Genomic DNA, 24,723 nt, shown 5'->3' on the forward strand with positions numbered 1-24,723 from the left:
TGCTCCTCGACGACTTCACGGAAGCCGACCGGGTTGTCGAGGTGGACCATATGGCCCCCTGAAGTACTCGCTTCGATCGCCGGCGAGCTGACCGAGGCGGATCGGACCAACGGCGTGATCCCCCGGATCACGGCACGCTATCCCAGTGCGACGATCGAGGACCCGTACGCCATCCAGGGATGTCTGGCGCGATCAGAACCTGACGGCGGGGCCACGTCTGGTCGGCCGGAAGATCGGTCTCACCTCGAAGGCCACGCGGCAGTCGACCGGCATCTCGGAGCCCGACTACGGTGTCATGTTCCTCGAGATGGAGCTTGCATTCGTGCTGGCGACTCCGTTGGAGGGCACGGACGCACCCTCGAGCACGCGCTCGCCGCGATCGACTACGCCGTTCCCGCCCTCGAGGTGCTCAACCCGCACATCGAGCTGGAGGGTCGCACCATCGTCGACACGATCGCGGACAACGCCGCGTACGGCGCCAGGGTGCTCGGGGACGTGCACCGGCGCCCTGACGAGATCGATCTGCGCTGGTGTCGAGGGAGCTCTCCCGCAACCGCGAGATCGAGATCGTCGCGAGGGTGCTGGCGCAGCTCCAGGAGATCGCCAAATATCCCCACGTGTCGCCGGTCGTACGGGTGCCCGTCGGTGAGCCCATCGTGCCGAAGCAAGTGCTGGACCTCGGTGCGCAGAACGTCCTGGTGCCGATGGTGTCCTCGCCGCGCATGCCCGAGAGCTCGTGGCCGCCGTGCGATATCCGCCGCGTGACGTGCGCGGTGTCGGCTCGGCGCTCGCCCGCTCGGCGCGCTGGAATCGCGTCGAGGGCTACCTCCCCGACGCGGATCGATACGGTTCGCTGTTCGTGCAGGTCGAGACGGTCGAAGGCGATGCGGCCGCCGGCGAGATCGCCGCCGTCGATGGCGTGGACGGAGTCTTCGTCGGTCCGAGCGATCTGGCGGCATCTCCTGGTCTGCTGGTCAGCAGGCCCACCCCGAGGTGCGGGCTGCGGTCGATCGCTCATTCGAAGCGATCGTGGCCGCGGGCGCGCCGGTCGGCGTCAACGCCTTCGACCCGGCGTGGCCGACGCCTACGTCGCGGTGGGGGCGAGGTTCCTCCTCGTCGCGCCGACGTCGCCCTCCTCGCGCGGCAGCGAGGCGCTCGCCGCACGCTGGGGAGCGGGTCCGGGATCGGCCCAATCAAGCTACTGAAACGGGCTCGGCGGTCGGTGGATCAACCCGACGGATGAGGCGCGGCCGTGGACGTTCGGAGGACGTCGCGCAGGGCACGGTAGCGAGCCGTCCGCGCGGCCCCGAGCGGTCGCGCAAGGCCGGCGACGGTGCCGGGGACATCGTCGGCGAGTTCGATCATCACCACCCGGTGGCCGTCGTATGTGACCCCGGATGCAGGCCTCTGGAAGAGGACTGCATAACCGAAACCCGCCCCCACGAGGCAACGCGCCACCTCGAAGCTCCGGGTGACATGCCCGACCGTCGGCCGCAGTCCGAGATGCTCAAAGATGTGTTCCGTGTTGCGTCGCGTGGGCTCCACGTCGAGCACGACGAGACGATCCGACATCAGCTCGCTCAGGTGCACGGTGCTGCGAGCCGAGAGCTGATGGTCGGCCGCCACGATCACATGCGGTCGGTATTCGTGGATGGGCTCGAAGGCGAGCTGGGGCGACACGTCGATCGCGTACAGCAGCGCGGTGTCGATGCGCCCTTGGAGGAGGAGATCGTGCAGCTCGGGAGCCGTGGCCTCTGTGACATCGATGGCGAGTTGAGGGTGCTCCCGGGCGAACACCCGCAGAACGGCGGGCAACAAGAAGGGCGTCAACGTGGAGAAGCACCCCACCCGGAGCGGACCGACCAGGGTGGTGGCTGCGTCCGTCGCGTCCGCGGTAAACGCCTCGGCGCCGGCGAGGAGCGCGCGGGCCGCGACCAGCAGCCGGGACCCCACCGGTGTGAGCGTGACCCCCTTGCCCTTGCGTCGGACGAGAAGCTGAAGCGAGAGTCGGCTCTCGAGCTCCTCGATCGCCAGCGCGAGTGCGGTCGGGGTGACGTGACAGCGCACGGCAGCGGCGGCGAGCGACCCTTCGCTGGCAACGGCGTCGAAGTACGACAGCTGCCGGAGCGTGAACGGGATAGATTCCAAAGTTCTCCTATGGTGACTCTCTGCTTAAACCTGTTTTACAGCATCCATGGGATTGCACAGACTGGTCCCGCCACTCTGGCCGTTTCAAGGAGGAATCAGCATGTCCCGCAACCTGGAAGAGAGCATCGCTGCCGCAGGCGGCCCCGTGAATCTCCTGTGGGAATCACAATCCCCGCCTGCCGTCGTGCCCCGCGTCGTCCCCGAGTTCACCAACTGGCGCGATGAGCAGCTCGCGTGGCGCCGTACGGCGGTCCTGTTCGACCAGTCCCACCACATGGCCGACCTCAATATCAAGGGGCCGGGCGCGCTCCGGCTCATCCGGGACACGGGCGTGAACAGCGTCGCCGACTTCCCGGTCGACATGGCCAAACAGTACGTCGCGCTCAACCACGACGGGTTCGTCATCGGCGACAACATCCTGTTCCACCTCGAGGAGGACGAGTACCAGGCCGTCGGCATCCCGCCGTCGATCAACTGGCTGCACTACCACGCTGAGACGGGCGGCTACGACGTCGAGGTATGGCGCGACGACAACTCCCTGTACCGTACGGGCGACCCGGTCGTCTACCGCTATCAGGTCCAGGGCCCGGGTGCGCTGGACCTGATCCGCGAGGCGACCGGCCAGGAGCCGCCGAAACTGAAGTTCTTCCACATGACGCGTTTCACGATCGGCGGCAAAGAGGTCAGAGCCGTCCGCCACGGGATGGCCGGCGAGCCCGGGTTCGAACTCTGGGGTCCATGGGCAGACAACGAGCCCGTGCACGCCGCGCTTCTGGAGGCCGGCGCGAAGTTCGGAATGGTCCAGGTCGGTGGTCGCGCCTACCACACCAACGCCCTCGAATCCGGCTGGCTACCGCGACCGCTCCCCGCCATCTACACGGGCGAGCAGACCGCGGACTTTCGGCGGTGGCTGAGCGAGAAGGCATACGAGACGACCTCGCCCCTCGGAGGCAGCTTCTACTCCGCGAACATCGAGGATTTCTATCTGACACCGCACGAGCTGGACTACGGCCGGATCGTGAAGTTCGATCACGACTTCATCGGCCGCGAGGCCGTGGAGAAGCGCATCGCAGACGGAACGGCGAACACTCGCCGCAAGGTCACTCTGGTGTGGAACGGCGACGACACCGCCGAAGCGGCCGGCTCCAAGTACAAGCCCGGCCCCGGCGCGAAGTACTTCAACGAGCCGATGGCGCTTTACGACACGTTCCACTACGACCGTGTCGACGTCGACGGCAAGACGGTCGGCCTCTCGACGTGGACCGGCTATTCCGCCAATGAGCGGTCGGTCCTGTCCCTCGCCGTGATCGACGCAGAGTATGCGGTGCCGGGCACCGAGGTCGTCGTGGTGTGGGGTGAGGAGACTCCCTCATCGAAGGCTCAGGTGGAAGACCACGTGCAGGTCAAGATCCGCGCCACGGTGCAGGCCGCCCCGCTCTACGAGGCTGCACGTACGGTGTACCGCTCGGACGCCGCCGTCGTCTGACGACCCGACGGCGGCCGGGCATCGACCGGTCCCGGCCGCCGTCCCTGACCGAAGGATGTGAAGTGGTAAGCAACACCCGCCTCCGTCGATCTCATCGATGGATATTCGTTGGAGATGACGGGGAAGGATGTTCCTGGTCTGGAGCAGGCTCGTCGTGCGATTCCCGCGGGGACGAAGATCAACGTCACGTTCCTCGGTAACGAGGATCTCGGGATGCGTGTGGCGGCGCGTCGAGGGCAGTAAGGGAGTCGAATTTCGTGCCCGTGCCGCACATCTCGGCTCGGCGTATCGGGTCGCAGGCGCAGTTGGAGGAGTTCCCCGCGGCGTTGCAGGAGTTCGCCGCAACCGAGCATGTCTTCGCGGTGGGTGGCGACCCCGCCACGCCGGAGGGCCCGTACCCCGACTCTCTGTCGGTGATCCGTTCCGGCGTGCTGGAGAAGTACGGGGTGAAGGAGGTCTCGATCGCCGGGTACCCGGAGGGTCACCCCGACATCCCGGACGACGTGCTGTGGCGCCACCTTGAGGACAAGTGGGCTGCGCTGAAGGAGCAGGGCCGCTCCTCGCGGGTCGGTGACGACGTTCTGTGCGGAACACGAGATCTCGCGGAAGACGTTCTACGCGATCCGCAAACGCGCCCTCGAAGAAAGACAGGCGGCGCTCGAACCTCGCTCGCGTCGCCCGAAGAGCAGCCCGACGCGGACCTCCGACGAGGTGAAGAAGCAGGCCGTCGGGGTGCGGGCGGCGTTGGAGTCGTCCGGCCTGGATCACGGTCCGATCAGTGTGCACGACAAGATGCGCACGCTCGGGATGACTCCGGTGCCGTCCGTCGATCGCGGCGTTGGCGCGGATCTCCGCCAGGCCGGCGTCGCCCGGGTGGAACCACGGAAGAAGCCGCGAGCCGCGTACCGCGGTCCAGCCCTACCAGGAAGCGGTCGCGCTCCTCGAGGACTACCAGAGCGTGGGCGACTCGTTCCGGATCACGAAGGTCAACTGCTACTGAGCCGACGGGTCTCGGCGCGAAGACCTCGTCGGCCGGCCCCAATAACGCAATGGACTCCCGGAACCCGGGCCGTGAGTTCACGGTTGTGGTCTTCCGGTTCGCCGTGCCGCCGACACAGGGTGCGCCGTCGATGTACGGGCGCAGGGCGGTCGCGTTCCGCCCGTTCAGGTAGATCTCGCAGGAACGGTTCTCGCACGGGAACCGGACCGTCTGATCAGTTGGCGAGCCGTCCAGATCATCGGTGAGAACGACGAGCGTCCGCGTGGCGATGCTCGCCAACGGGTACGGCGCCGGAGGACGGCGCCGACTCCCTAGGGATTGATTGACGGCTCACGGCCGGTCGGCAACACTCCCCATATGGCAAGGTCGCCTCGCAGGACCCGGATGTCACGGCTCAGGTCGGTCATGTCTATCGCAGGTCTTGCGGCGACACTGCTTACATCGCTAGTCGGCTGTACGCCCGCGCCAACGCCGACACGACACTCTGCGTCACCATCCGCGTCACCGACGACCTCACCGCGACCGCAGGCAGAGGCCACGGCGACCGCATCGTGTGGACATGCACGGCCGACCACCAGCGAGTTCCCCGCACCCGGCGACCTGCCCCTGGGCGCGCTGAGCTTCGCCGGGATGTCCGCAAACCCCTTGACCCCCGCCACTGGCCCGAACTGGCCGCCATACAACGCCTACTTCCACAAGGCCGGCGCACAGCTTGCCCCCGGTGCCACGGCCACGCTGTCGATCACGGGTGCTGCCGCCGCGTACGCGAGCATCGCGACCGAGACCGGTTCACCCGGCGGCGCCATGACGGTCACATACATCAGCTGCCCGAAACAGGCCAATGCCACCGGGTCCTGGTGGGTGGGCGGCATCATCCTGTGGGGCAGACCCTCAGCCTGCGTCCCCGTGACGTATACAACCAGCGCCGCCCCGAACAGGACACACCACGCCATCATCGCGCTGGGCGTCTCCACTTGCGCAGAAGCCCACTGACCGAGGGCGCCGCGCAGACGAGCTCCGTTCCCATCCGGCCACGTCCCCAGAACTTGCCGCCGAAACGAATCTCTGCACGGTGAATCGGCCCGGGCGCGCTTCATGCGAGCGGGCCGTCAGGCTCGTGTTCGATCATCTTTCCGAGTATCCTTCGAACGCGACGGCGATCGCGGCCGTCGCCCATCAGGGAGACGCGGCAGGACGTGCTGATCGAGAGCCCTACCGGATCGATGGTCCTGCTGGACTTCGACCGTGACGACATCGGTGCTCGAGGTGCAGATCCTGCAGGCGAGCCACCTGCTCGACCCGACGCTCATCGCCGACGCCGAACGAGCCAACCTGTAGAAGAGTGACCACCCCGATGCTGCACACGATGGGTGGATTATGGCTTGCCGTGCCCGATGGTCAACGTGGCCCGGAACTCCTTGGGGAGCGGTTAGGCATGAGCACATCCTTCCAGCGGTGACAAATCACCAGGGATCAGGAGTTACCCAAACCTTCGGCAGTCCCAGAGGATCAGGCCTTGCGTCTGCACTCCGACGGCCATGATGACCAACCCCGCCGATCCGGGGGTAGGTGCGAAGCCGGGAGATTGCAATGCCCTCGGGTGGTGGGGCTCGAGGCCTATCGAGGCGGGCGGCTCACACGTAGTGTGAGGACGACGTAGGCCCGATTCCGTGTGAGTTCGGAGGCCAGATGATGGACGCCGTCGAAACGGTCCTTGCCGGTCAGCCCCAGCTGAAGGAGTGGCAGGAGGAGTTCTACAGGCGCCTGCACCAGTATCCCGAGCTCGGTCATCAGGAGGTCACGACCGCGGCGACGGTCGCGGAGTTGCTGCGCGGGTACGGTCTCGACGTCCAGGAGGGGATCGGCGGGACGGGCGTCGTCGGGGTGATGAAGAACGGCGACGGGCCGGCGGTGCTGATGCGCGCGGACATGGATGCGCTCCCCGTCGCCGAGACGACCGGATTGCCGTACACGAGCAGGGAGCACGCGACGGATGGGAACGGTGACGATGGCCCCGTCATGCATGCCTGCGGACACGATGCGCACGTGGCCTGCCTGCTCGGCGCCGCCCGGCTGCTGTCCGAACGGAAAGATGCCTGGCAGGGCACGTACATCGCCCTGTTCCAGCCCGCGGAGGAGCTCGCCGACGGGGCGGAGATCATGCTCAAGGACGGGCTCGTAGACAAGGTCCCCGCACCCAATGTCGCGCTCGCACAGCACGTTCTGCCGTTCCCCGCGGGGAAGGTCGGGACTCGGCCGGGACCGTTCCTCTCCAGCGGAGACAGCATGCGGGTGACCGTCTGGGGTCGCGGCAGTCACGGGTCGATGCCGCAGCTGTCCGTCGACCCGGTCGTCCTCGCGTCTGCCATCGTCGTGCGCCTGCAGGGCATCGTCGCACGCGAGATAACCCCCGGCGAGTTCGCCGTGCTCACCGTCGGGCGCATTGTGGGCGGCACGAAAAGCAATATCGTCTCCGATCACGCCGTGTTGGAATTGAACGTCCGCACCTTCAGCACGCAGACGCGCACCAGGGTCGTCGACGCGATCCATCGGATCGTGGAGGGAGAGTGCGCGGCATCCGGATCTCCGCAGCCGCCCACGTTTGAGCTCTACGACCACTACCCCGTCACCGAGAACGACCCCACCGTCACCTCGATGGTTGCCGACGCGTTCCAGCGGCACTTCGGCGATCAGGCGTTCACCATCGACCGGCAGTCGGCGAGTGAGGACTTCAGCGAGATTCCCGATGCCCTCGGCGTCCCGTACACCTACTGGGGTGTGGGCTGCATCGACCCCGAGCTGTACGCGAAGGCCGAGGCTGCTGGCACCGTCGCCACCGACATCCCCGCCAACCACTCCCCCAAGTTCGCGCCGGTGATCCAGCCCACGCTCGAGGTCGGGACCGCCGCGGCCGTCGTCGCCGCGATTGCCTGGCTCGGCGCCTCGCACTAGCCGAGGGAGCGTCTCATGACCGATCGGTCACCGGTGGTCGCACCCGTCACCGCCTGGAAGCCCAACGACCGATGGCTGCTGGGAATCGTCCTCGCGGTGATCAACTTCTGGCTGTTCGCGCAGACCCTGCTCAACGTCATCCCGGGGATCCAGGACGAGCTCGGCATCACCCGCACCCTCGGAAACCTGGGCGTCGCGGCGACATCGCTGTTCTCCGGGATTTTCATCGTCGTCGCCGGTGGATTGGCGGACCGCGTCGGCCGCGTCCGCATCCTCAATGTGGGGATCGCCCTGAGCATCCTCGGCTCGTTGCTGATCGCCCTGACCCCGGCCGACGTCGGAGGTGTGACCGCCGCGATGCTGCTGACCGGCCGCGCGGTCCAGGGACTGTCCGCGGCCTGCGTGATGCCATCGAGCCTCGCCCTCGTGAAGACCTACTATGACGGCAAAGCCCGTCAACGTGCGCTGTCGTTCTGGTCGATCGGGTCGTGGGGCGGATCGGGCTTGTGCTCCCTGTTCGGCGGGCTGATGGCGACATCGGTGCTGGGGTGGCGGTCGATCTTCTGGATCTCGATCGCGCTGTCGATCCTGGCGCTGTTCCTCCTGCGTCGCACCCCGGAGTCCAAGGCGCCCGCGACCGGGAACGGAACGCACCATCGCTTCGACTGGTGGGGACTCATCTGCTTCGTCGTCGCCTTGGTCACCCTGAACGTCTACATCTCGCAAGGGCCGCGCATCGGTTGGTTGAGCGTGCCCGGTCTCCTCCTCGTCGTACTGTTCGTGATCTTCGGGGTCCTGTTCTTCCAGGTCGAGACCTCCCGGAGGTGGGCGTTCGTCGATCTCGGACTGTTCCGCAACCTGACCTTCACCGGCGCAACCCTGTCCAACTTCCTCCTCAACGGAGCAGCCGGCACCCTGATCGTGGTCCTGGGACTGATGCAGGTCGCAGCCGGATTCACATCGCTGCAGTCCGGGCTACTCACTCTCGGCTACCTGATCGCGATCATCGCAACGATCCGCGTGGGAGAAAGGCTGCTGCAACGGTTCGGGCCCCGTAGACCGATGATCTGGGGGTGCATCATCACCGGGTGCGGCATTCTGATGTGCTCGATGACCTTCGTCTTCGTCGCACAGTACATCCTGCTTGCTTTCACCGGGTTCACGCTGTTCGGCATCGGCCTCGGCATCTACGCGACGCCGTCGACGGACGCGGCGCTCTCCAACGTCCCCGAGAACAAGGTCGGCGCGGCGTCCGGCCTCTATAAGATGGCCTCCTCGCTCGGCAACGCGATCGGCGTCGCGATCTCGGCCGCCCTGTACGTCGCCGCACAGACCGTCGCCCCTGGCTTCATCCAAAGTCTCGGGCTGTTCGTCGGCAACCAGCACAACCTCGGGTTGAGATTCGGCGCCGCGATCGGGGTGCTGTTCAACGTCTTCATGGTCGCGATCGCGCTGATCAGCATCATCGTCACCGTTCCAAGGCATCGTCCCCAACACGAAGAGGACAGGCGACCCGAAGTACCCGCCCCGCCCGCCTTCGGCAACTGACGCCAGGGCCGTGACGTCGTGTCCGCGCGCAACTGCCTCCACGTGCAGGGCGGGCCCAGCCTTGCCGGTCGCGCCGACGACCCGGACCTTCATGCCGACACCGGCTCCCGATCGTCACGCGGATGCGTCAGGACTAGATGTACTCCTCGGCAATCGCCCCATCGACCCATTTGGCGACGGTGACCATGCGGCCGCCGCCCTCGAACTCGCCGATCACGCACGTCCAGTCGCCGGAGCCGAACTTGATGGGATGCGCGCCGTCACGCCGACCTCGTCCATCACGATCATGTGACCATCCTTCCGGGCTAGGGAATCACGGCTGAATCGAGTGGCCATGCGATACGAGCCCAGTCGTCTCGCTCACGGAGTCCCGCCGCATCCGATCGCTGCTGCAAGCGGCGCGGGGTCCGGGTCCGCTAATGCCCAAAGCGGCCTGCGGACAGCACCAGGACGCACAATTTCGCATCGGATCCGCCCGCAAACGCACCCCCGCCACGCTGGGAAGTGCGGCGCCGCCGCGGCGAGGACTGGTGGTCCGTTCATCGGCGCAACGACGAGTTCCCCCGTCAACGGCCAGTGGCGAAGCGTTGCCTACGCCACGGGTCGGCTGGCGTGCGCGGCATAGGGTGGCCGGCATGCGCGGTGACAGCGTCGAACGGCGGACAGATGCGGAGCTGGATGACGCCTCCCCGCCTCAGCCGTGCCCCACCTGCGCCCGGCCGCTCGACTCACAGATGCTGGACGGTGACCGGAACCCACGGGTGCGTTCCTCGCCGGTGGGCTTACCCTGAGATCGTGAGCCAGAACGGCCGCGACGGCGGCTCGACGGAGCCGCGCCGGGAGCTCGAAGGACAGCTCTCTGGCCCACTCCGGAAGTTCCTCGCGACGGAGTCCGGCAGTGCCGCGCTCCTGCTCGCGGCGACCGTGGTCGCGTTGGTGTGGGCGAACTCGCCGTGGTCCGCCGGCTACACCTGGCTCTGGGGCACCGAGGTTGGATTCCAGGTCGGGGATTTCCACGTCGTAACCGACCTGACCCACTGGATCAACGACGGCCTCATGGCGGTGTTCTTCTTCGTCATCGGCCTCGAGGTGCGACGGGACCTGGCTGTGGGCGAGCTGAGCGACCGGAGGCGCGTGGTGCTCCCCGTCCTGGGCGGAATCGGCGGGATGATCGTCCCCGCTCTGCTCTACCTCCTGATCGCTCCCGGCGGCGAGGCCACCCGGGGCTGGGGCATCGTGATCGGCACCGACACGGCGTTCCTGCTCGGCACTCTCGCCCTCGTCGGGCCGGCGATCTCCACGCAGCTCCGTGTCTTCCTGCTCGCGCTGACGGTCGTCGACGACATCGTCGCCGTGACCGTCATCGGCGTCGTCTACTCCGAATCGCTCAACTTCTGGGCACTGATCGGCGCGTGTGCCGGCGTCGCAGTCCTTGCACTCCTGGGCCGAGCGAGGGTGTGGCGGATGTGGCCGTACGTGCTGGTCGCCCTCGCCGTATGGGCGGCCACGGTTGCCTCCGGCGTGCACGCCTCGATCGCCGGGATGGTCGCCGGTCTCCTCGTTCCCGCGTTCACCCCGCGGCGCAGGGCGGTCGAGGGCGCAGTGAACCGGTTCCGCGCCTTCCGCCAGTCGCCGATGCCCAAGGTCGGCCGCTCGGCGAAGGTGGCGCTCGTGCGGTCGGTTTCGGTCAACGAGCGGATGCAGCTCGTCCTGCATCCCTGGGCGGGCTACGCGATCGTGCCGGCCTTCGCAGTGGCGAACGCCGGCGTGGACCTCCGCGGTGGCGTCCTGGCGTCGGCGCTGGCATCGCCCGTCACCTGGGCTGTGGCGATCGGCCTCGTGGTCGGCAAGTTCATCGGGATCGGCACGTTCACCCTGGGCGGCGCCAAGCTGGGGCTGGGCCATCTCCCCCAGGGCGTCGGCCCGGGCCAGATTCTCGGGGGCGCCGCCCTGTCCGGTATCGGATTCACCGTCGCACTGCTGATCCTCCACCTCGCCTTCACGTCTCGCGACCTCCGGGACAAGGCCACCGTCGGCGTCCTGATCGCGCTCGTTCTCGCCTCGGCACTGGGCTGGGTGGTGTTCCGGCTTGCAGCACTGCTGCTGGGTGAGACCACAGCCGGCCTGCCCACGGCCCTCGCCCGGCCGGTCGATCCGGAGCGGGACCACGTCCGCGGCCCCGTCTCCGCGCCGCTGACCCTCGTCGAGTACACCGACTTCGAATGTGCCTTCTGCGGGAGCGCCACCGGAGCGTCCACCCAAATCCGGGCACACTTCGGAGACGACCTGCGGTACGTCATGCGCCACCTGCCGCTCCCCGACGTGCACCCGCACGCGGAGGACGCCGCGTCAGCCGCGGAGGCCGCCGCCGCACAGGGACGGTTCTGGGAGATGCACGACATGCTGTTCGAGCACCAGGATCGACTCGAGCTGGAGGATCTGGTCGGGTACGCCGGGAGACTCGGCCTGGATCTCGAGGCCTTCCTCAGCGCTATGGACGGCGAGCGGGGGGCGGCTCACATCCGGGAGGACGTGGCCGACGCCCAAGCGAGCGGCGCGCGCGGGACCCCGACCTTCTTCATCGGCACGGAACGCCACCTGGGTCCCTGGGACGCCGGCAGTCTCATCCGGGCACTCGACGCCGCGAGAGGTCAGTCGACGCGTGCAGGCGCCTGAAGTGGGCCCCGACTGCGCGGACAGCAGGCTACGGATCAGTGTGACAGTCTCGTCTTTCCTGGACGGGTCGCTGGCCGCGGCGATCAGCGTAAGTGCGGAAAGCAGGTCGAGGAAGTAGACGAACAGCGCCGCGCCGGTGCGCTTGTTGCCGTCACCGAACGGGTGGTCTTTGACCACGGTGCGCAGCGACCGGTGAAGTTCGACCCCTCGACGCAGCTGGTCCGAACAGCCTCCCGATGTCGGCTGGCAGCCATTACAGCACCCCGGGCCGCAGACACGGCGTCTTCGCGGGCCTATGCTCGCAGCATCCATGAGGAAGAGAACACATCATGAGCGACCAGACTCAGCACGAAACACACCACACCGTCGCAGAGCATGAGCATGGTCCGGGTTGCGGCCACGACATGATTCAGCACGGTGATCACGTCGACTATGTGCACGACGGTCACCGGCATGCTTTGCACGGCGACCACTACGACGAACACGAGGGTTGACGCCCCACCGGGCCGCCGAGTGTGAGAGTCCTTGAAGACTCCTCCCCCGGCGCAGGCTCGCGCGTACAATCGGCGACAGGTCCTGCCGACCTGCGGAGCCGAGTCGACGCGTTCCCCGAGGAGCGACTCATGAGTGATCTTCCAGACAAGGATCACAGCCGCGTGGTCAATCACACCCTTGCTCCCCCTGTCGGTACGTTCCAACTCGACCGGGTGCATACGTTCGTCGCGTTCCGCGCCCAGCACTTGGCCGTCGGACGCGTTCGCGGCCGGTTCGAAGATGTGACGGGCACCATCGTGGTGGCTGAGGACCTCACCCAGTCGACCGTGGAGGTGGAAATCGCGACCGCGTCGGTCACCACGCTGAATTCCGACCGCGATGCCGACATCCGCTCCGAGCATTACCTCGATGTCGCCCGGTGTCCCACGATCACATTCCGCAGCACTCGGGCTGCAGAGTCGACCTCGGGCACGTGGCTTGTCACCGGCGACTTCACTCTGCACGGAGTGACGAACCCCGTGCAGCTTCCGGTGGCCTTCGGAGGCCCCACCGCCGACGCCTACGGCATCAATCGGGTCGCGTTCCACACGGAGCCTTCGATCACCCGAAAGGACTACGGGCTCACCTTCGAACTGCTCAAGGAGGCAGGGACCCCGCTGGCGGGCAGAGACACCGCGATCCAGATCGACCCCCAGGCGATCCGGTCTCAATAGATCTTCCCGACCGCCGGCCGGAAAGAACGAATCCTCCGACGAAAGAAGCAGATCATGTCTGACGAGAAGGTAGACGGCAACCTCCAAGGCATGGACGACCTCGACTTCCAAGGCTGGAACGGCGCCGACTGGAACGGCGTCTTCGCCGCCCATCACACCGACGACGTGCTCGTGGACTGGAAAGGCCAGCCACCCACCCACGGCATCCAGGAACACATCGACGCGATGAAGGCCTACGTCGAGTCGGCAGGCGGCACACCCCCGCAGATCATCGACCACCCCATCAAATTCGGCTCCGGGGACTGGACGTGCGTGATCGGCGAATTCGGAGGCGGAGGCCGCATGGTCACCGTCGCAAAGTGGGTCGACGGCGCGATCGCCGAGGAATACATCTGGTCCTGAGCGGCGATGTCGCCCATGACTGCATCGGTTCTGGTGTCAGGCGACGTGTTCGACGGGACGTCGGGATCTCTGGCGGAGGGAACCGATGTCCTCGTGAGGGACGGTGTCATCGCCGAGATGGGACCGTCGGTGAGCCGGCCGGAGGGCGCCGAGGTCGTGGACCTTCGCGGCCATACAGTCAGTCCCGGATTCATCGACACCCACGTACACCTCACCATGGACGCCGCTGGACTCGCCGCCCAGACGCTCGAGTCCATCGCGACCAAAGCGCTCACCGGCCTCGGACTCGCCCGAGAGTATCTCGATTACGGCTTCACGACTCTGCGGGACCTCGGCGCCATGGATCCCGAGTTCCCCACCGTAGACCTTCGCGACGCGCTCGCCGCCGGGATCGTCGAGGGGCCGCGACTCGTTGTGGCGGCGCACGTTCTCAGCTCAACGGCCGGTCACGGCGACCTGAGCGGCTTCTATCCCTCGCGCTGGGACCTGCCGGTGTCCGCCGTCGCCGACGGCGTCGCCAGGGTCCGGCAGCTCGTCCGGCGAGAGCACGCCTCGGGCACTGACTGGATCAAGACGGCCAATGCGGGCGGCTACTTCAGTACGGGTGATGATCCTGCCCGCGGCACCTGGTTCGACGACGAGATGCAGGCGGTCTGTGACACAGCCGCGTTGCTGGGCCTGCCCGTCGCCGTGCACACCGGCGGCGCCGACGCATGCAAGCAGGCCATTCGATCCGGCGCGAGGAGCCTCGAACACGCCTACCTGATCGACGGCGAGGGCCTCGACATGGCGACACGCGCGGGCGTCTACGTAGTGCCCACCATGCAGATGACCCTGGAGGACCTGGCTCAGCTCCACGCGGGCACCCTGCCCGATCAGGCAGTATGGAAGTTCCGTCGGGACAGCGAGCAGATCATCGAAACGCAGCGGCTCATCGCGCGGAGCGACGTCGAGATCGCGTTCGGCACAGATTGTGGGATGTTCCCGTTCAGCCATGGGGTGCGCGAATTCCAGGCGATGGTGGACGCCGGCATTTCTCCGTTGCGGGCGCTGCGCGCGGCCACCTCAGTCGCCGCGAAGCTCCTGGGGCGAGCCGACATCGGCGCGCTCCGACCTGGCGCCTGCGCCGACATCGTCGCGATGCCGGGAAACCCGCTCGATGACATCGCCACCACCGAGCGAGTGGACTTCGTCATGCGGGCGGGCAGGATCTTCCGCCGGCCGGGGGACGGCACCGGGCACCCGCACTGACCAGGGAGCACCGATCGGCGGTTCATTCCGGGAGTCAGCACGCGCCTCCTCCCGTTATGGCCTTGCGACCGGGGCATTCCAAATTGTGCCCCGAGCATACTTTCCGTCGGATGAAGAAGGCCCCGACATCCACGGAATCACGCGGGAGTCGGGACCTTCGAGGCTGGCAGTGACGGTGGGATTTGAACTCTTATCCCTGACGGCCGTTGGCGAAGACCTACCCGGTCTCGCCTTGATTTGCCGCGGTTCGCGCATGTTCCGGACGCTGCTCGCGGATGATGGATGTCATCCAGATCTTCTCAAGTTCCCCTCACAGATTCGGCGATCGTCGCGTAAATGCTCGGACGCAAGAACTCGAGCGCAGCGCGCTCGTCGGTCCAGCCGCGCGGTCTCAGGCGCGGAGGACTTCGGTCCCGCGGTCGAAGACTGCGTGAAGAAGTACATCTCACTGCGCGGGCATCTGCAGCACACCGCAACCCGTCACGACCGCATCTGGGTCGCCCGCGGATGGAAGTCGCCGCACGGTTCCTTGCCCGCCGACATAAGCGAGCCGCAAGGACAAGGACACCGGCACGGTCACCCTCCCCCGCATTTCCGGCGCGAAACCGGAGAAATACTCCACAAAATTTCCACTTAAATGTCCAAGTGGGAATTACAGAGGGTAAACTTGCAGTTATGACTGACGATCGCGTCTCCTCCTGGCCGCCCCACGGCGTCGAGACCCTGCCATGGCAGCAGCAGGTCCGCGGCGGCATCCGCGAGGACCGGATGATGCGCTCCGTCGACGCAACCATCCCGTCGTTCATCCGCGAGCTCGACTACATGCCGCCGCTTCCGGTGATGCTCGACACGGAGAAGGCGCTGCTCGCGGTCGCCCAGGCCGACACGGACGCCGAGGGTCACTCTGCCGCTCTGAGCCGCTTCATGGTCCGCTCCGAGTCCGCCGCATCGTCCAAGATCGAACGGATCAACGCGTCCGCCCGCGACTACGCCAAGGCCCTCGCGGGCAACAAGAGCAACACGTCGGCCACCAGCATGGTCGCCGCCTCCGCGGCCCTCCACGAGTTGATCACCACCGTCGGCGAGACCGGACACTTCGACCTCGACTCGCTCAAGAGCGCCCACCGTGCGCTCATGGCCGACGACCCGATGGAAGCGGACTACGCCGGACGGCCGCGCGACATGCAGAACTGGATCGGCGGCAGCGACCACTCCCCGCGCGGCGCCCTCCACGTCCCCCCTGCGCCCGAGCGAGTCGAAGAACTCATGGACGACCTGATCGCCTACCTGAACCGGGACGACGTTCCCGTGATGACGCAGGCTGCGATCGGTCACGCCCAGTTCGAGTCCATCCATGCCTTCACCGACGGCAATGGCCGCATCGGCCGCGCCCTCGTCGCCGCCGTACTGCGTCGCCGGGGCGTTACACGCAACGCCGTCATTCCCCTCGCCAGCGGCCTGCTCGCCAGGCGCGACGACTACTTCGCCGCGCTCGGCCTCTACCGCCAAGGCGATCCGGCCCCGCTCATCCGCCTGTTCGCCCAGTCCGCCCGCGCGGCCGCCGAATGCTCCCGCGACACCATCGCCCGCTTGAAGGCGATGCCCGAGGAATGGGCAGTCGAGCTGAAGCCGCGTGCAGGATCCGCTGCGGCCGCCCTCATCCAGGCGTTCTACGACCACCCCGTCATGCGAGCCGACGACATCGAAGTCGTCGCCGCCTCCACCACGGCCGGCTACCGTGCGATCGATCAGCTCGTCGACGCCGGCTTAATCGAGGAGATCACCGGCCGCAAGAAGGACCGCGTCTGGGCGGCATCCGAAGTGATGGCCGAGCTCGACGATCTCGACCGCCGAATCCAGGCGGCCATGGACGAAGGGAACCACAACTGATGCTCGTCGAGTGGATCTGGGAGAAGACGCCAGACGGCACCAGCCGATTCGTGCTGGGCACCGTGGGCGAGAACCCGCTGGTCTGCTTCGGCATCAACCCGTCGACGGCAGTCCCCGGTGACCTCGACCCCACGGTGACCCGCGTGAGCAAGCACGCCGCCCGCAAGGGTCACGACTCGTGGACCATGTTCAACGTCTACCCCCAGATCTCGACCGACCCAAAGGGGATGCACCTCGAGCTCGACCCCGGACTCAAGAAGCTGAACGAGAGGCACATCGCCGAGCACATCGACGGGCGGCCGCTGACGATCCTGGCCGCCTGGGGTACCCTCGTCGGCTCCCGCCCGTACCTGCGCAGGCTCGCGCGCGACATCGTCACCCTGCCTGAGCTCGCGAACTGCACCTGGGTCTCGTTGGGCGCGCTCACCAAGGACGGGCACCCGAGGCACCCGCTGTACGTGAATGGCGACACTCCCTTCGTTCCGTTCAACGTCGTCGCATACACCACCAACTGACGACTCCCCGAACTTCATCAAACCCCCGCAGCTCCGTCTGCGGGGGTTTGTTCTTTCCTCACCCTCTCCGCGCCTAGCGCACCAGCGCCCAATCGGTCACCGCGCGCGGTTCCGACGCGCGCCCGCCGCAGGGTGACAGGAGAGGCCCCCGAGGACGGCTGCCTCGATCGCGGCGGCACGCGCATAGGGGGCTCACGATGACCGAGACCAACCAGAACGAACCGAGTCCACCGGTCGCCGCCTGAAGGTCCTCCTCGAGAAGGCCATCGCCGCGTACCGAGTCGTGCACCCCTACCTCGGGCCGTGCGCTTCGCGTACCACCAGTGGAAGTACGCCGTCGAAGCGGGCCTGCTGTGACCGGCGGCGCAGAGGCGCCGAGGCCGCCGCCGCTGTGGTCGCGGCCGCCGCCGACGTCGCGCCCGCAGTGGTGGCCGACGTCGTCGCCGCGGTGGTGGCCGTCGTCGTCGCCGACGCCGTCGAGGTGGTCGCGGTCGAGTCACTCGACGTCGAGTGCGCGTCGGCGCGTCGTCGTCCCGGCGTACGTTCACCGGCGCGTGCTCCTCTTCATGGTCATCGCGCTGCTCACGATCGCGCTCGTGATCATGATGACGAGGCGGAGCCGTTCGTCGGAGCGATCAGCTCCGCGAAGTTGTTCAACGCCGCACGGACAACCGAAGCCGCCACCGCGAGCTCGCTCTCCCGAGTCACCCGTGCCGGGGATCGGTCACCCAGGTGCTGGTCGGGCGCCCAGAGTCGAGGCTCGCAAGCTGCAAGATCCTCCGACCTGGGCAGGTGCACTCGGGGTTCCCGCCGGTCAACGCCATCGACACTTCGACGAGCCAGATGCGGACCTGGGGTGGGTCAGTTACCCCCGGTAGGTACACGACGTAGGCCGCGGGATGGCCGTAAGTCCGCGCAATTCCGCGCCTCGAGGGCAACAGGTTCGGCGCGCAAGTGGCTACAAACAAGCCGACGTTCTTCTCAAATCTTGTCAAACGGCCTTCGCGCCAACGAGAAAACTCCTGCTCAGCAGGGGTTTTCATGGCGGTGATGGTGGTGTCCGGTTTCAGGACATCGTGAACGGGTGTCTCGGGCCATCGTGAACGGGGCGGTTGAGTCGGGCGGGGTGTCTCGGGACATGGTGAACGGTGGCCAAGTACGAGGTGCTGATCAAAGCCGTCGCCGTCCAGAAGCTGGGTTCAACCGTTCACGATGTCCCGAGACATCACATGGCGGTGACGGTGGGATTTGAACCCACGGTAGGGGGTTACCCTACACAACTTTTCGAGAGTTGCACCTTCGGCCGCTCGGACACGTCACCGCCGACAAGTTTACGGTACGGGCCGCGCCGCCGCGAATCACGCGAAGCAAGCGTCACGCCTGCGCGACCTCGAGGGTGCAACTGGCGGACGAGGGTATGGGAAAATCCCACATCCTCGGCGACCGGCTGTACCTTCGCAGTCAGGGCCCGGGCGCGGGGCCGGGGATGTCGCAGGGGCGGCATAGCCTGAGGAGCATGGCCACGAAGCGTCCCACCGCATCCCCCTACCGCTGCACGGAGTGCGGGTGGACGACGCTGAAGTGGGTCGGCCGCTGCGGCGAGTGCCAGCAGTGGGGCACCGTTGTGGAATCCACCGAATCCGCCGGGATCGCACCCCGCAGGGTCACCGCCATCGCGCCCGCCGTCGGCCGCAGCGCCCGCCCGATCACGATGATCGACACCACGTCGACCCCGCGGCGTACGAGTGGCATCGCCGAGTTCGACCGGGTCCTCGGCGGCGGCGTCGTCCCGGGCGCCGCGATCCTACTGTCCGGTGAGCCGGGCGTCGGCAAGTCCACGCTCCTGCTCGAAGTGGCCGCACAATCCGCCCGCGCCGGGCGCCGCGTTCTCTACGCGAGCGGCGAGGAGTCGGCGGCCCAGGTGCGCCTGCGCGCCGAGCGAACCGGCGCCCTGCACGACGAGCTGTTCCTCGCCAACGAGACCGACCTCGCGACGATCCTCGGCCACGTCGACGAGGTTGAGCCCGACCTGCTCATCGTCGACTCCGTGCAGACGGTGTCATCCAGCCTGTCCGACGGCCTCGCCGGGCACCCCAGCCAGGTCCGCGAGGTGGCCGCCACCCTCATCCGGGTCGCGAAGGAGCGCGCACTGCCCATCGTCTTCGTCGGCCACGTCACGAAGGACGGATCGATCGCCGGCCCGCGCATCCTCGAGCACCTCGTCGACGTCGTCTGCCACTTCGAGGGCGACCGGCAGACCTCGCTGCGCTTCCTGCGCACGCTGAAGAACCGCTTCGGACCGACCGACGAGGTGGGATGCTTCGATATGACCGGGGCAGGGATCGAAGAAGTCCCGGACCCGAGCCGGCTGTTCCTCGGCAGTGGGCGACCGGTCGCCGGCACCTGCATCACTATCGCCCTGGAGGGCCGGCGCGCGCTCCCGGTGGAGGTCCAGGCCCTCACGGTGCCCGCGTCCGGGCCGAACCCTCGGCGGGTCGTCAGCGGGGTGGACTCTCCGCGCGTGGCGATGATCATCGCGCTGCTGGAGAAGCGCGCACACGTCGACGTGTCCAAGGACGACGTCTACGTGTCCACGGTCGGCGGGGTACGGCTGGTCGAGCCCGGCGCCGACCTCGCCATCGCGATAGCGATCGCCACCGCCAAGAGCGAGCGCGCGGTCCGCCACGACGTCGCCGCGATCGGGGAGCTGAGCCTGTCGGGTGAGATCCGCCCCGTCACGCAGGCCGCACAGCGCCGGCACGAGGCATCCCGGCTCGGCTACAAGACCGTCATCGACGAGCGCACGTCATCGATCGGCAGCGCCCTCCAGCTCGTGAAGGCGACGGCGATGGCCCCGGCGGCGGAAGGCGACATCCCGGAGTTCTGAGGTCACGCGTCCAGTGCCGCCACGAGATCGGCCGGCGTGGCCTGTAGCGGATGCGGCCCGGCGATGTCGAAGAACACCGTCGTGATCTCGTCGGCATGCGCGGCCAGGAACGCCCGCAGCCACGCGGGCGAGTGCAGCCCCACGGCCGGCGGCAGCGTCGCCGGCTTGTTCACGGCATCGCTGAAAAGGAGGAGCGCGACATCCCCCGTGCCCGGGTCGCGGAACGTCCACACCTCGCCGCTGTCGCGGGGGTCGTCCCGTGCACCCGGACGCATCAGCGGCACCACGGTCGGCCCGTGGCGCAGCGCGAAAGCGACGGCGGCCATGTCCTGAGTCTGGAGGGCGTCGGCGAGCTGCGTGTTGCGGAACTCCAGCTGCTTGCGGGGACGCTTCTTGCCGGATGCCATCGCTCCAGCGTAACCGAGCGGCATCCCGCGGGCAGAAGAGGGCCCCCTCGAATCGCTCATTGGGGACTGGACGACTCGAGAGGGCCCGAAACGCCGTGCCTACGGTCCGAGACCCGCTGGGGACAGGTCACTCGCTGCTGGGGACAGCTTCACCGCTCGATGGCACAGCGTATGCCTCTCAGTGTAGGGGAATGGGTCCCGCACACGATGTCCCCCTTTCGGGGGACAGGGCCGTGGCTGCACTCAATACAGCTGGAACAGCGCGTCGTCTGTCGAGACGACGCCCCCGATCGAGACGCTCAGGTGATACGTCGCTCCCCCACCCGGAGCGTTCGGACGATTCTTCGCATCACACGTCGCCACCGACGACCGCGTGCGGTCCCATGTCAGCGGCTGCGCACTGGAGACCCGCTGCCCGGCGCTCAGCAGCACCACCATGTCGCTCGGCTGGGTCTGGCAGTCCGTGGAGGTCCACCATGTGTCGCTGCCGCTGGTGATCGTGAACACCTGCGCGCTCGTGCCCACGTTCAGCGTGCAGGCCGTCGATCCCGTGTTGGCGAGCTCGATCGACAGCTTCGGATCCTGGCCGGACGCATAGCTCGTCTTGTCGGTGACGGCCTTCACCTCGAGATCGTCCGTCGCGCACGGGGCGGCGGAGGTCGTCGCGCCGGGCGTCGGCGCCGCGGTGACGGTGGCACCCGGCGTCGGCGTGCCGGTGAGGCCGGGGGTCGGCGTCGACGAGCCGCCGGAGACCACCGGCAGCAGCGGTTCGGCCGCGTGCGCGGCGTCGCCGCCGGCGCCCGCGGCACGCGCATCCCCGTCCCACGGGCGCGCGAACAGCAACCACACCGCGGCCACGACGAGGACCAGCGTCATGAGGAGAGCGAGCCTACGACGCCGGTATACGGCCGGTGAATGACGTCGGGGAGTGCTCACACACAAAAGGCTACGGGCGCCGACGGGATGCCCCGGCGCGGCGCGCCCGTCACAGCCACGTCACAGGTGCTTGAGCATGCGCGTGTTGCCAAGCGTGTTCGGCTTCACGTGCGCGAGGTCCAGGAACTCCGCCACACCGGCGTCGGGACTGCGCAACAGCTGCGCGTACACGTCAGGGGCGACCACGTGCTCCCCGATCGGCGCGAACCCGTGCCGGGTGAAGAACGACACCTCGAACGTCAGGCAGAACAGGCGGCGCAGCTCCAGCTCCACGGCGCGCTGCTCGAGCACCTCGACGATGCGGCTGCCGATGCCCTCGTGCAGCCGATCCTCCCGCACCAGGAGGGTGCGCACCTCGCCGATGTCGTGCCACATCACGTGCAGGGCGCCGCAGCCGATCACCTCGCCGTCCTGCTCGGCGACGACGAACTCCTGCACGGCCTCGTAGAGCGACACGAGCTCCTTGCCCAGCAGGATGCGGCGGTCCACCAGCGGGTCCAGCAGCGCATGGATCCGCTGCACGTCGGTGGTCCGGGCGGGCCTGATGACGATGTCGCTCACACGATCCACATTACGACGCCGACGGCCCCGCACTCGGCGGGGCCGTCGGCATGTGGCCTGCGGTCAGCCGGCGATGATGTCCGGCGTCGCGCTGATCTGCTCGTGTCCGCCGACGCCCACTGCGACCTTTTCGCCGCGCGGCCCGTGCTCGAACACGAACTCGCCGTTCTCGGCATCCACCTTCACGTGGTCGCCGGTGTTCAGCTCGCCGTGCAGGATCCGCTCGCTGAGCTGGTCCTCGATCTCGCGCTGCATGGCGCGGCGCAGCGGACGCGCGCCCAGCGCCGGGTCGAATCCGATCTCGATGAGCTTGTCCTTGGCGGCGTCGGTGAGCTCCACCGTCATGTCGCGGTCGAGCAGCCGCTCGCCGAGGCGCTTGGTGAAAAGGCCCACGATCTGGCGCAACTCGTCCTTGTTCAGCTGCGGGAACACGATGATGTCGTCGACGCGGTTGAGGAACTCGGGCTTGAAGTGCCGCTTGAGCTCTTCGTCCACCTTGCCCTTCATGCGCTCGTACGACGTGGTCGTGTCACCCTCGACCTGGAAGCCGACCGGGCCGCCCGCGATCGCCGACGAGCCGAGGTTCGTCGTCATGATGATCACGGTGTTCTTGAAGTCGATGACGCGGCCCTGACCGTCGGTCAGGCGCCCCTCTTCGAGGATCTGCAGCAGCGAATTGAAGATGTCCGGGTGTGCCTTCTCGATCTCGTCGAACAGCACGACCGAGAACGGCTTGCGGCGCACCTTCTCGGTGAGCTGGCCGCCCTCCTCGAACCCGACGAATCCGGGAGGGGCGCCGAACAGCCGCGACACCGTGTGCTTCTCGCCGAACTCGCTCATGTCCAGCGCGATCAGCGCCCCCTCGTCGTCGAACAGGAACTCCGCGAGCGCCTTGGCCAACTCGGTCTTGCCGACGCCGGTGGGTCCGGCGAAGATGAACGACCCCGACGGGCGCTTCGGGTCCTTCAGCCCGGCGCGCTGGCGGCGGATCGTGCGCGAGAGCGCCGCGATCGCCTCCTCCTGGCCGATGACCCGCTGGTGCAGCGCCTTCTCCATGAAGACGAGCCGGCTGGACTCCTCCTCGGTGAGCTTGAAGACCGGGATGCCGGTGGCCTGCGCGAGCACCTCGGCGATCAGGCCCTCGTCCACGACCGCGGAGGTCGCGACATCCCCGCTGCGCCACTGCTTCTCCAGACGCAGGCGCTCGGCGAGCAGCGACTTCTCCTCGTCGCGCAGCGACGCGGCCTTCTCGAAGTCCTGCTCCTCGCTCGCGGCCTCCTTGCGGGTGCGGACGTCGGCGACCTTGTCGTCCAGCTCCCGCAGCTCGGGGGGACTGGACAGGATCGACAGACGCAGCCGGGCGCCGGCCTCGTCGATGAGGTCGATCGCCTTGTCGGGCAGGAAGCGGTCCGAGATGTAGCGGTCGGACAGGTTCGCCGCGGCGACGATGGCGCCGTCGGTGATCTGCACCTTGTGGTGCGCCTCGTACCGGTCGCGCAGCCCCTTCAGGATGTTGATGGCGTGGGGCAGGCTCGGCTCGGCGACCTGGATCGGCTGGAAGCGGCGCTCCAGCGCGGCATCCTTCTCGAAGTGCTTGCGGTACTCGTCGAGAGTGGTGGCGCCGATCGTCTGCAGTTCGCCGCGGGCCAGCAGCGGCTTGAGGATGCTCGCGGCGTCGATAGCGCCCTCGGCGGCGCCCGCGCCGACGAGCGTGTGGATCTCGTCGATGAAGACGATGATGTCGCCGCGGGTGCGGATCTCCTTCGTGACCTTCTTCAGCCGCTCTTCGAAGTCGCCGCGGTAGCGGGAGCCGGCGATCAGCGAGCCGAGGTCCAGCGAGTACAGCTGCTTGTCCTTCAGCGTCTCGGGGACGTCGCCCTTCACGATTGCCTGCGCGAGCCCCTCCACGACGGCGGTCTTGCCGACGCCGGGCTCGCCGATCAGCACGGGGTTGTTCTTGGAGCGGCGGGAGAGGATCTGCATGACCCGCTCGATCTCCTTCTCACGCCCGATCACGGGGTCGAGCTTGTTCTCGCGCGCGGCCTGGGTGAGGTTGCGCCCGAACTGGTCGAGCACCTGCGACCCGCCCTGCGCGCCGGCGGCGCTCTCGTGGGCGGCGCCGGACACGGCGGCGGGCTCCTTGCCCTGGTATCCGCTGAGCAGCTGGATGACCTGCTGACGCACCTTGTTCAGGTCGGCCCCGAGCTTGACGAGCACCTGCGCGGCGACGCCCTCGCCCTCGCGGATAAGGCCGAGCAGGATGTGCTCGGTGCCGATGTAGTTGTGGCCGAGCTGCAGCGCTTCGCGCAGGCTCAGCTCGAGCACCTTCTTCGCGCGGGGCGTGAACGGGATGTGCCCGGCCGGCTGCTGCTGGCCCTGGCCGATGATGTCCTGCACCTGTTCACGGACGGCATCCAAGGAGATGCCGAGGGACTCCAGCGCCTTCGCGGCCACGCCCTCCCCCTCGTGGATCAGCCCGAGGAGGATGTGCTCGGTACCGATGTAGTTGTGGTTGAGCATCTTCGCCTCTTCCTGGGCGAGGACGACCACACGACGGGCCCTGTCGGTGAATCTCTCGAACATCTCTGACTCCTCCGGGCGCACTGGTGGCGCCTGTAAAGAGCGTAACGAGCGGGAGGATGCTTCTTGCCGGTGTTCGCTGGGGGCATAGCGTGGGCGGGTGCTGGGGGCGTTCCGCTTCGGTCGTCACGAAGTGCGGGCCGCGGCATGGCGGTTTCAGGACGCCAGTGCAACACCTTGGGTGTGGAGGGTGTTGTGGCGAAACGGATCGCGTGGGAGACGCGCGCGGCGGGGTATACGGGGTTGCTGGCGGGGGGTTCGTCAGAGGATGTCGCC

At 67.6% G+C, this 24,723-nt stretch carries 18 protein-coding genes, 1 tRNA gene and 5 pseudogenes; 16 read left to right on the forward strand and 8 right to left on the reverse strand.

All coding sequences use genetic code 11. The features are described 5' to 3' along the window. Positions 1 to 48: 48 nt before the first annotated feature. Together GH740_RS14345 and GH740_RS12515 are read left to right on the forward strand one after the other, a co-directional pair. Positions 49 to 566 (forward strand): annotated as a pseudogene (locus GH740_RS14345) (2-keto-4-pentenoate hydratase); the annotation flags it as partial. Positions 567 to 578: 12 nt separating this feature from the next. After that, positions 579 to 1,205 (forward strand): annotated as a pseudogene (locus tag GH740_RS12515) (aldolase/citrate lyase family protein); the annotation flags it as partial. A 22-nt stretch (positions 1,206 to 1,227) separates the two neighbouring features. On the opposite strand, the gene GH740_RS12520 reads toward GH740_RS12515, so the two are convergent. Then, entirely contained in the window at positions 1,228 to 2,148 is a 921-nt protein-coding gene (locus tag GH740_RS12520) for a LysR family transcriptional regulator (protein WP_153746422.1), read from the reverse strand. A gap of 100 nt (positions 2,149 to 2,248) precedes the next feature. Between GH740_RS12520 and GH740_RS12525 the strand changes: the two genes are divergently transcribed. The 3 genes and pseudogenes from GH740_RS12525 (at position 2,249) to GH740_RS13905 (ending at position 4,634) form a co-directional block, all read left to right on the forward strand. Continuing rightward, positions 2,249 to 3,634, forward strand: coding sequence for an aminomethyltransferase family protein (locus GH740_RS12525; protein ID WP_153746423.1), 1,386 nt, complete (start codon positions 2,249 to 2,251; stop codon positions 3,632 to 3,634). Positions 3,635 to 4,204: 570 nt separating this feature from the next. Further along, positions 4,205 to 4,543: pseudogene (locus GH740_RS12530) on the forward strand (helix-turn-helix domain-containing protein); the annotation flags it as partial. Further along, a complete protein-coding gene (locus tag GH740_RS13905) occupies positions 4,473 to 4,634 on the forward strand; it encodes a hypothetical protein (protein WP_172978363.1) in 162 nt (53 codons plus the stop codon). The pseudogene GH740_RS12530 and the gene GH740_RS13905, both read left to right, overlap by 71 nt. A gap of 93 nt (positions 4,635 to 4,727) precedes the next feature. On the opposite strand, the pseudogene GH740_RS14350 reads toward GH740_RS13905, so the two are convergent. Continuing rightward, positions 4,728 to 4,913, reverse strand: a pseudogene (locus GH740_RS14350) (histone-like nucleoid-structuring protein Lsr2); the annotation flags it as partial. A 366-nt stretch (positions 4,914 to 5,279) separates the two neighbouring features. Here GH740_RS14350 and GH740_RS12540 point away from each other — a divergent pair. From GH740_RS12540 to nhaA, 4 genes are all read left to right on the forward strand, one after another. After that, the gene (locus tag GH740_RS12540) at positions 5,280 to 5,627 is read left to right on the forward strand and encodes a hypothetical protein (RefSeq protein WP_153746425.1); all 348 of its coding nucleotides are present in this window, start codon (positions 5,280 to 5,282) and stop codon (positions 5,625 to 5,627) included. 699 nt (positions 5,628 to 6,326) lie between these two features. Then, positions 6,327 to 7,586 carry an amidohydrolase gene (locus GH740_RS12550; protein ID WP_153746427.1) on the forward strand — a complete coding sequence of 420 codons (1,260 nt, stop codon included), beginning with the start codon at positions 6,327 to 6,329 and terminating at the stop codon, positions 7,584 to 7,586. A 15-nt stretch (positions 7,587 to 7,601) separates the two neighbouring features. Then, positions 7,602 to 9,134, forward strand: coding sequence for an MFS transporter (locus tag GH740_RS12555; RefSeq protein WP_153746428.1), 1,533 nt, complete (start codon positions 7,602 to 7,604; stop codon positions 9,132 to 9,134). Positions 9,135 to 9,929: 795 nt separating this feature from the next. Beyond that, entirely contained in the window at positions 9,930 to 11,810 is a 1,881-nt protein-coding gene (nhaA, locus tag GH740_RS12560) for a Na+/H+ antiporter NhaA (RefSeq protein ID WP_367641552.1), read from the forward strand. 117 nt (positions 11,811 to 11,927) lie between these two features. Here the strand turns inward: nhaA and GH740_RS14355 are convergent. After that, a pseudogene (locus GH740_RS14355) lies at positions 11,928 to 12,122 on the reverse strand (hypothetical protein); the annotation flags it as partial. A 17-nt stretch (positions 12,123 to 12,139) separates the two neighbouring features. Between GH740_RS14355 and GH740_RS12570 the strand changes: the two are divergent. From GH740_RS12570 to GH740_RS12595, 6 genes are all read left to right on the forward strand, one after another. Then, positions 12,140 to 12,304: a zinc transporter permease gene (locus tag GH740_RS12570; RefSeq protein ID WP_153746430.1), complete on the forward strand. Its 165-nt coding sequence runs from the start codon at positions 12,140 to 12,142 to the stop codon at positions 12,302 to 12,304. Positions 12,305 to 12,433: 129 nt separating this feature from the next. Next, the gene (locus GH740_RS12575) at positions 12,434 to 13,018 is read left to right on the forward strand and encodes a YceI family protein (RefSeq protein ID WP_153746431.1); all 585 of its coding nucleotides are present in this window, start codon (positions 12,434 to 12,436) and stop codon (positions 13,016 to 13,018) included. 54 nt (positions 13,019 to 13,072) lie between these two features. Next, on the forward strand, positions 13,073 to 13,420 hold the full coding sequence (locus GH740_RS12580) for a hypothetical protein (RefSeq protein WP_153746432.1): 348 nt from the start codon (positions 13,073 to 13,075) through the stop codon (positions 13,418 to 13,420). Positions 13,421 to 13,453: 33 nt separating this feature from the next. Continuing rightward, positions 13,454 to 14,671 (forward strand): amidohydrolase family protein, encoded by a 1,218-nt coding sequence (locus GH740_RS12585; protein WP_216644946.1) that lies wholly within the window; start codon positions 13,454 to 13,456, stop codon positions 14,669 to 14,671. Positions 14,672 to 15,346: 675 nt separating this feature from the next. Beyond that, on the forward strand, positions 15,347 to 16,561 hold the full coding sequence (locus GH740_RS12590; protein WP_153746433.1) for a Fic family protein: 1,215 nt from the start codon (positions 15,347 to 15,349) through the stop codon (positions 16,559 to 16,561). Further along, on the forward strand, positions 16,561 to 17,076 hold the full coding sequence (locus tag GH740_RS12595) for a DUF1643 domain-containing protein (protein WP_153746434.1): 516 nt from the start codon (positions 16,561 to 16,563) through the stop codon (positions 17,074 to 17,076). The genes GH740_RS12590 and GH740_RS12595 overlap by 1 nt, the downstream gene beginning before the upstream one ends. A 1,230-nt stretch (positions 17,077 to 18,306) precedes the next feature. Here the strand turns inward: GH740_RS12595 and GH740_RS12600 are convergent. Then, a tRNA-Ser gene (locus GH740_RS12600) sits at positions 18,307 to 18,397 on the reverse strand. A 195-nt stretch (positions 18,398 to 18,592) separates the two neighbouring features. Between GH740_RS12600 and radA the strand changes: the two genes are divergently transcribed. Continuing rightward, on the forward strand, positions 18,593 to 19,963 hold the full coding sequence (radA, locus tag GH740_RS12605; RefSeq protein ID WP_153746435.1) for a DNA repair protein RadA: 1,371 nt from the start codon (positions 18,593 to 18,595) through the stop codon (positions 19,961 to 19,963). 2 nt (positions 19,964 to 19,965) lie between these two features. On the opposite strand, the gene GH740_RS12610 is transcribed toward radA, so the two are convergent. The 4 genes from GH740_RS12610 to GH740_RS12625 all read right to left on the reverse strand — a co-directional run bounded on the left by GH740_RS12610 (position 19,966) and on the right by GH740_RS12625 (position 24,450). After that, positions 19,966 to 20,370 carry a dehydrogenase gene (locus GH740_RS12610; protein WP_153746436.1) on the reverse strand — a complete coding sequence of 135 codons (405 nt, stop codon included), beginning with the start codon at positions 20,368 to 20,370 and terminating at the stop codon, positions 19,966 to 19,968. A 243-nt stretch (positions 20,371 to 20,613) separates the two neighbouring features. Further along, positions 20,614 to 21,246, reverse strand: coding sequence for a hypothetical protein (locus tag GH740_RS12615; protein WP_253941399.1), 633 nt, complete (start codon positions 21,244 to 21,246; stop codon positions 20,614 to 20,616). Positions 21,247 to 21,366: 120 nt separating this feature from the next. Then, positions 21,367 to 21,867, reverse strand: a complete 501-nt coding sequence (locus tag GH740_RS12620; RefSeq protein ID WP_367641553.1) for an amino-acid N-acetyltransferase — start codon at positions 21,865 to 21,867, stop codon at positions 21,367 to 21,369. 63 nt (positions 21,868 to 21,930) lie between these two features. Further along, entirely contained in the window at positions 21,931 to 24,450 is a 2,520-nt protein-coding gene (locus tag GH740_RS12625; RefSeq protein WP_153746438.1) for an ATP-dependent Clp protease ATP-binding subunit, read from the reverse strand. Positions 24,451 to 24,723: the final 273 nt, after the last annotated feature.

The organism is Microbacterium sp. SYP-A9085 (assembly GCF_009649635.1).
Lineage (GTDB): Bacteria > Actinomycetota > Actinomycetes > Actinomycetales > Microbacteriaceae > Microbacterium.

Excerpts from the sequence above, each read along its gene's own strand:
- radA (WP_153746435.1), top strand. The coding sequence starts at position 18,593 with ATGGCCACGAAGCGTCCCACCGCATCCCCCTACCGCTGCACGGAGTGC.
- GH740_RS12555 (WP_153746428.1), top strand. The coding sequence starts at position 7,602 with ATGACCGATCGGTCACCGGTGGTCGCACCCGTCACCGCCTGGAAGCCC.
- GH740_RS12570 (WP_153746430.1), top strand. The coding sequence starts at position 12,140 with ATGAGCGACCAGACTCAGCACGAAACACACCACACCGTCGCAGAGCAT.
- GH740_RS12575 (WP_153746431.1), top strand. The coding sequence starts at position 12,434 with ATGAGTGATCTTCCAGACAAGGATCACAGCCGCGTGGTCAATCACACC.
- GH740_RS12580 (WP_153746432.1), top strand. The coding sequence starts at position 13,073 with ATGTCTGACGAGAAGGTAGACGGCAACCTCCAAGGCATGGACGACCTC.
- GH740_RS12550 (WP_153746427.1), top strand. The coding sequence starts at position 6,327 with ATGGACGCCGTCGAAACGGTCCTTGCCGGTCAGCCCCAGCTGAAGGAG.
- GH740_RS12590 (WP_153746433.1), top strand. The coding sequence starts at position 15,347 with ATGACTGACGATCGCGTCTCCTCCTGGCCGCCCCACGGCGTCGAGACC.
- GH740_RS12595 (WP_153746434.1), top strand. The coding sequence starts at position 16,561 with ATGCTCGTCGAGTGGATCTGGGAGAAGACGCCAGACGGCACCAGCCGA.
- GH740_RS12610 (WP_153746436.1), bottom strand. The coding sequence starts at position 20,370 with ATGGCATCCGGCAAGAAGCGTCCCCGCAAGCAGCTGGAGTTCCGCAAC.
- GH740_RS12525 (WP_153746423.1), top strand. The coding sequence starts at position 2,249 with ATGTCCCGCAACCTGGAAGAGAGCATCGCTGCCGCAGGCGGCCCCGTG.
- GH740_RS12625 (WP_153746438.1), bottom strand. The coding sequence starts at position 24,450 with ATGTTCGAGAGATTCACCGACAGGGCCCGTCGTGTGGTCGTCCTCGCC.
- GH740_RS12615 (WP_253941399.1), bottom strand. The coding sequence starts at position 21,246 with ATGACGCTGGTCCTCGTCGTGGCCGCGGTGTGGTTGCTGTTCGCGCGC.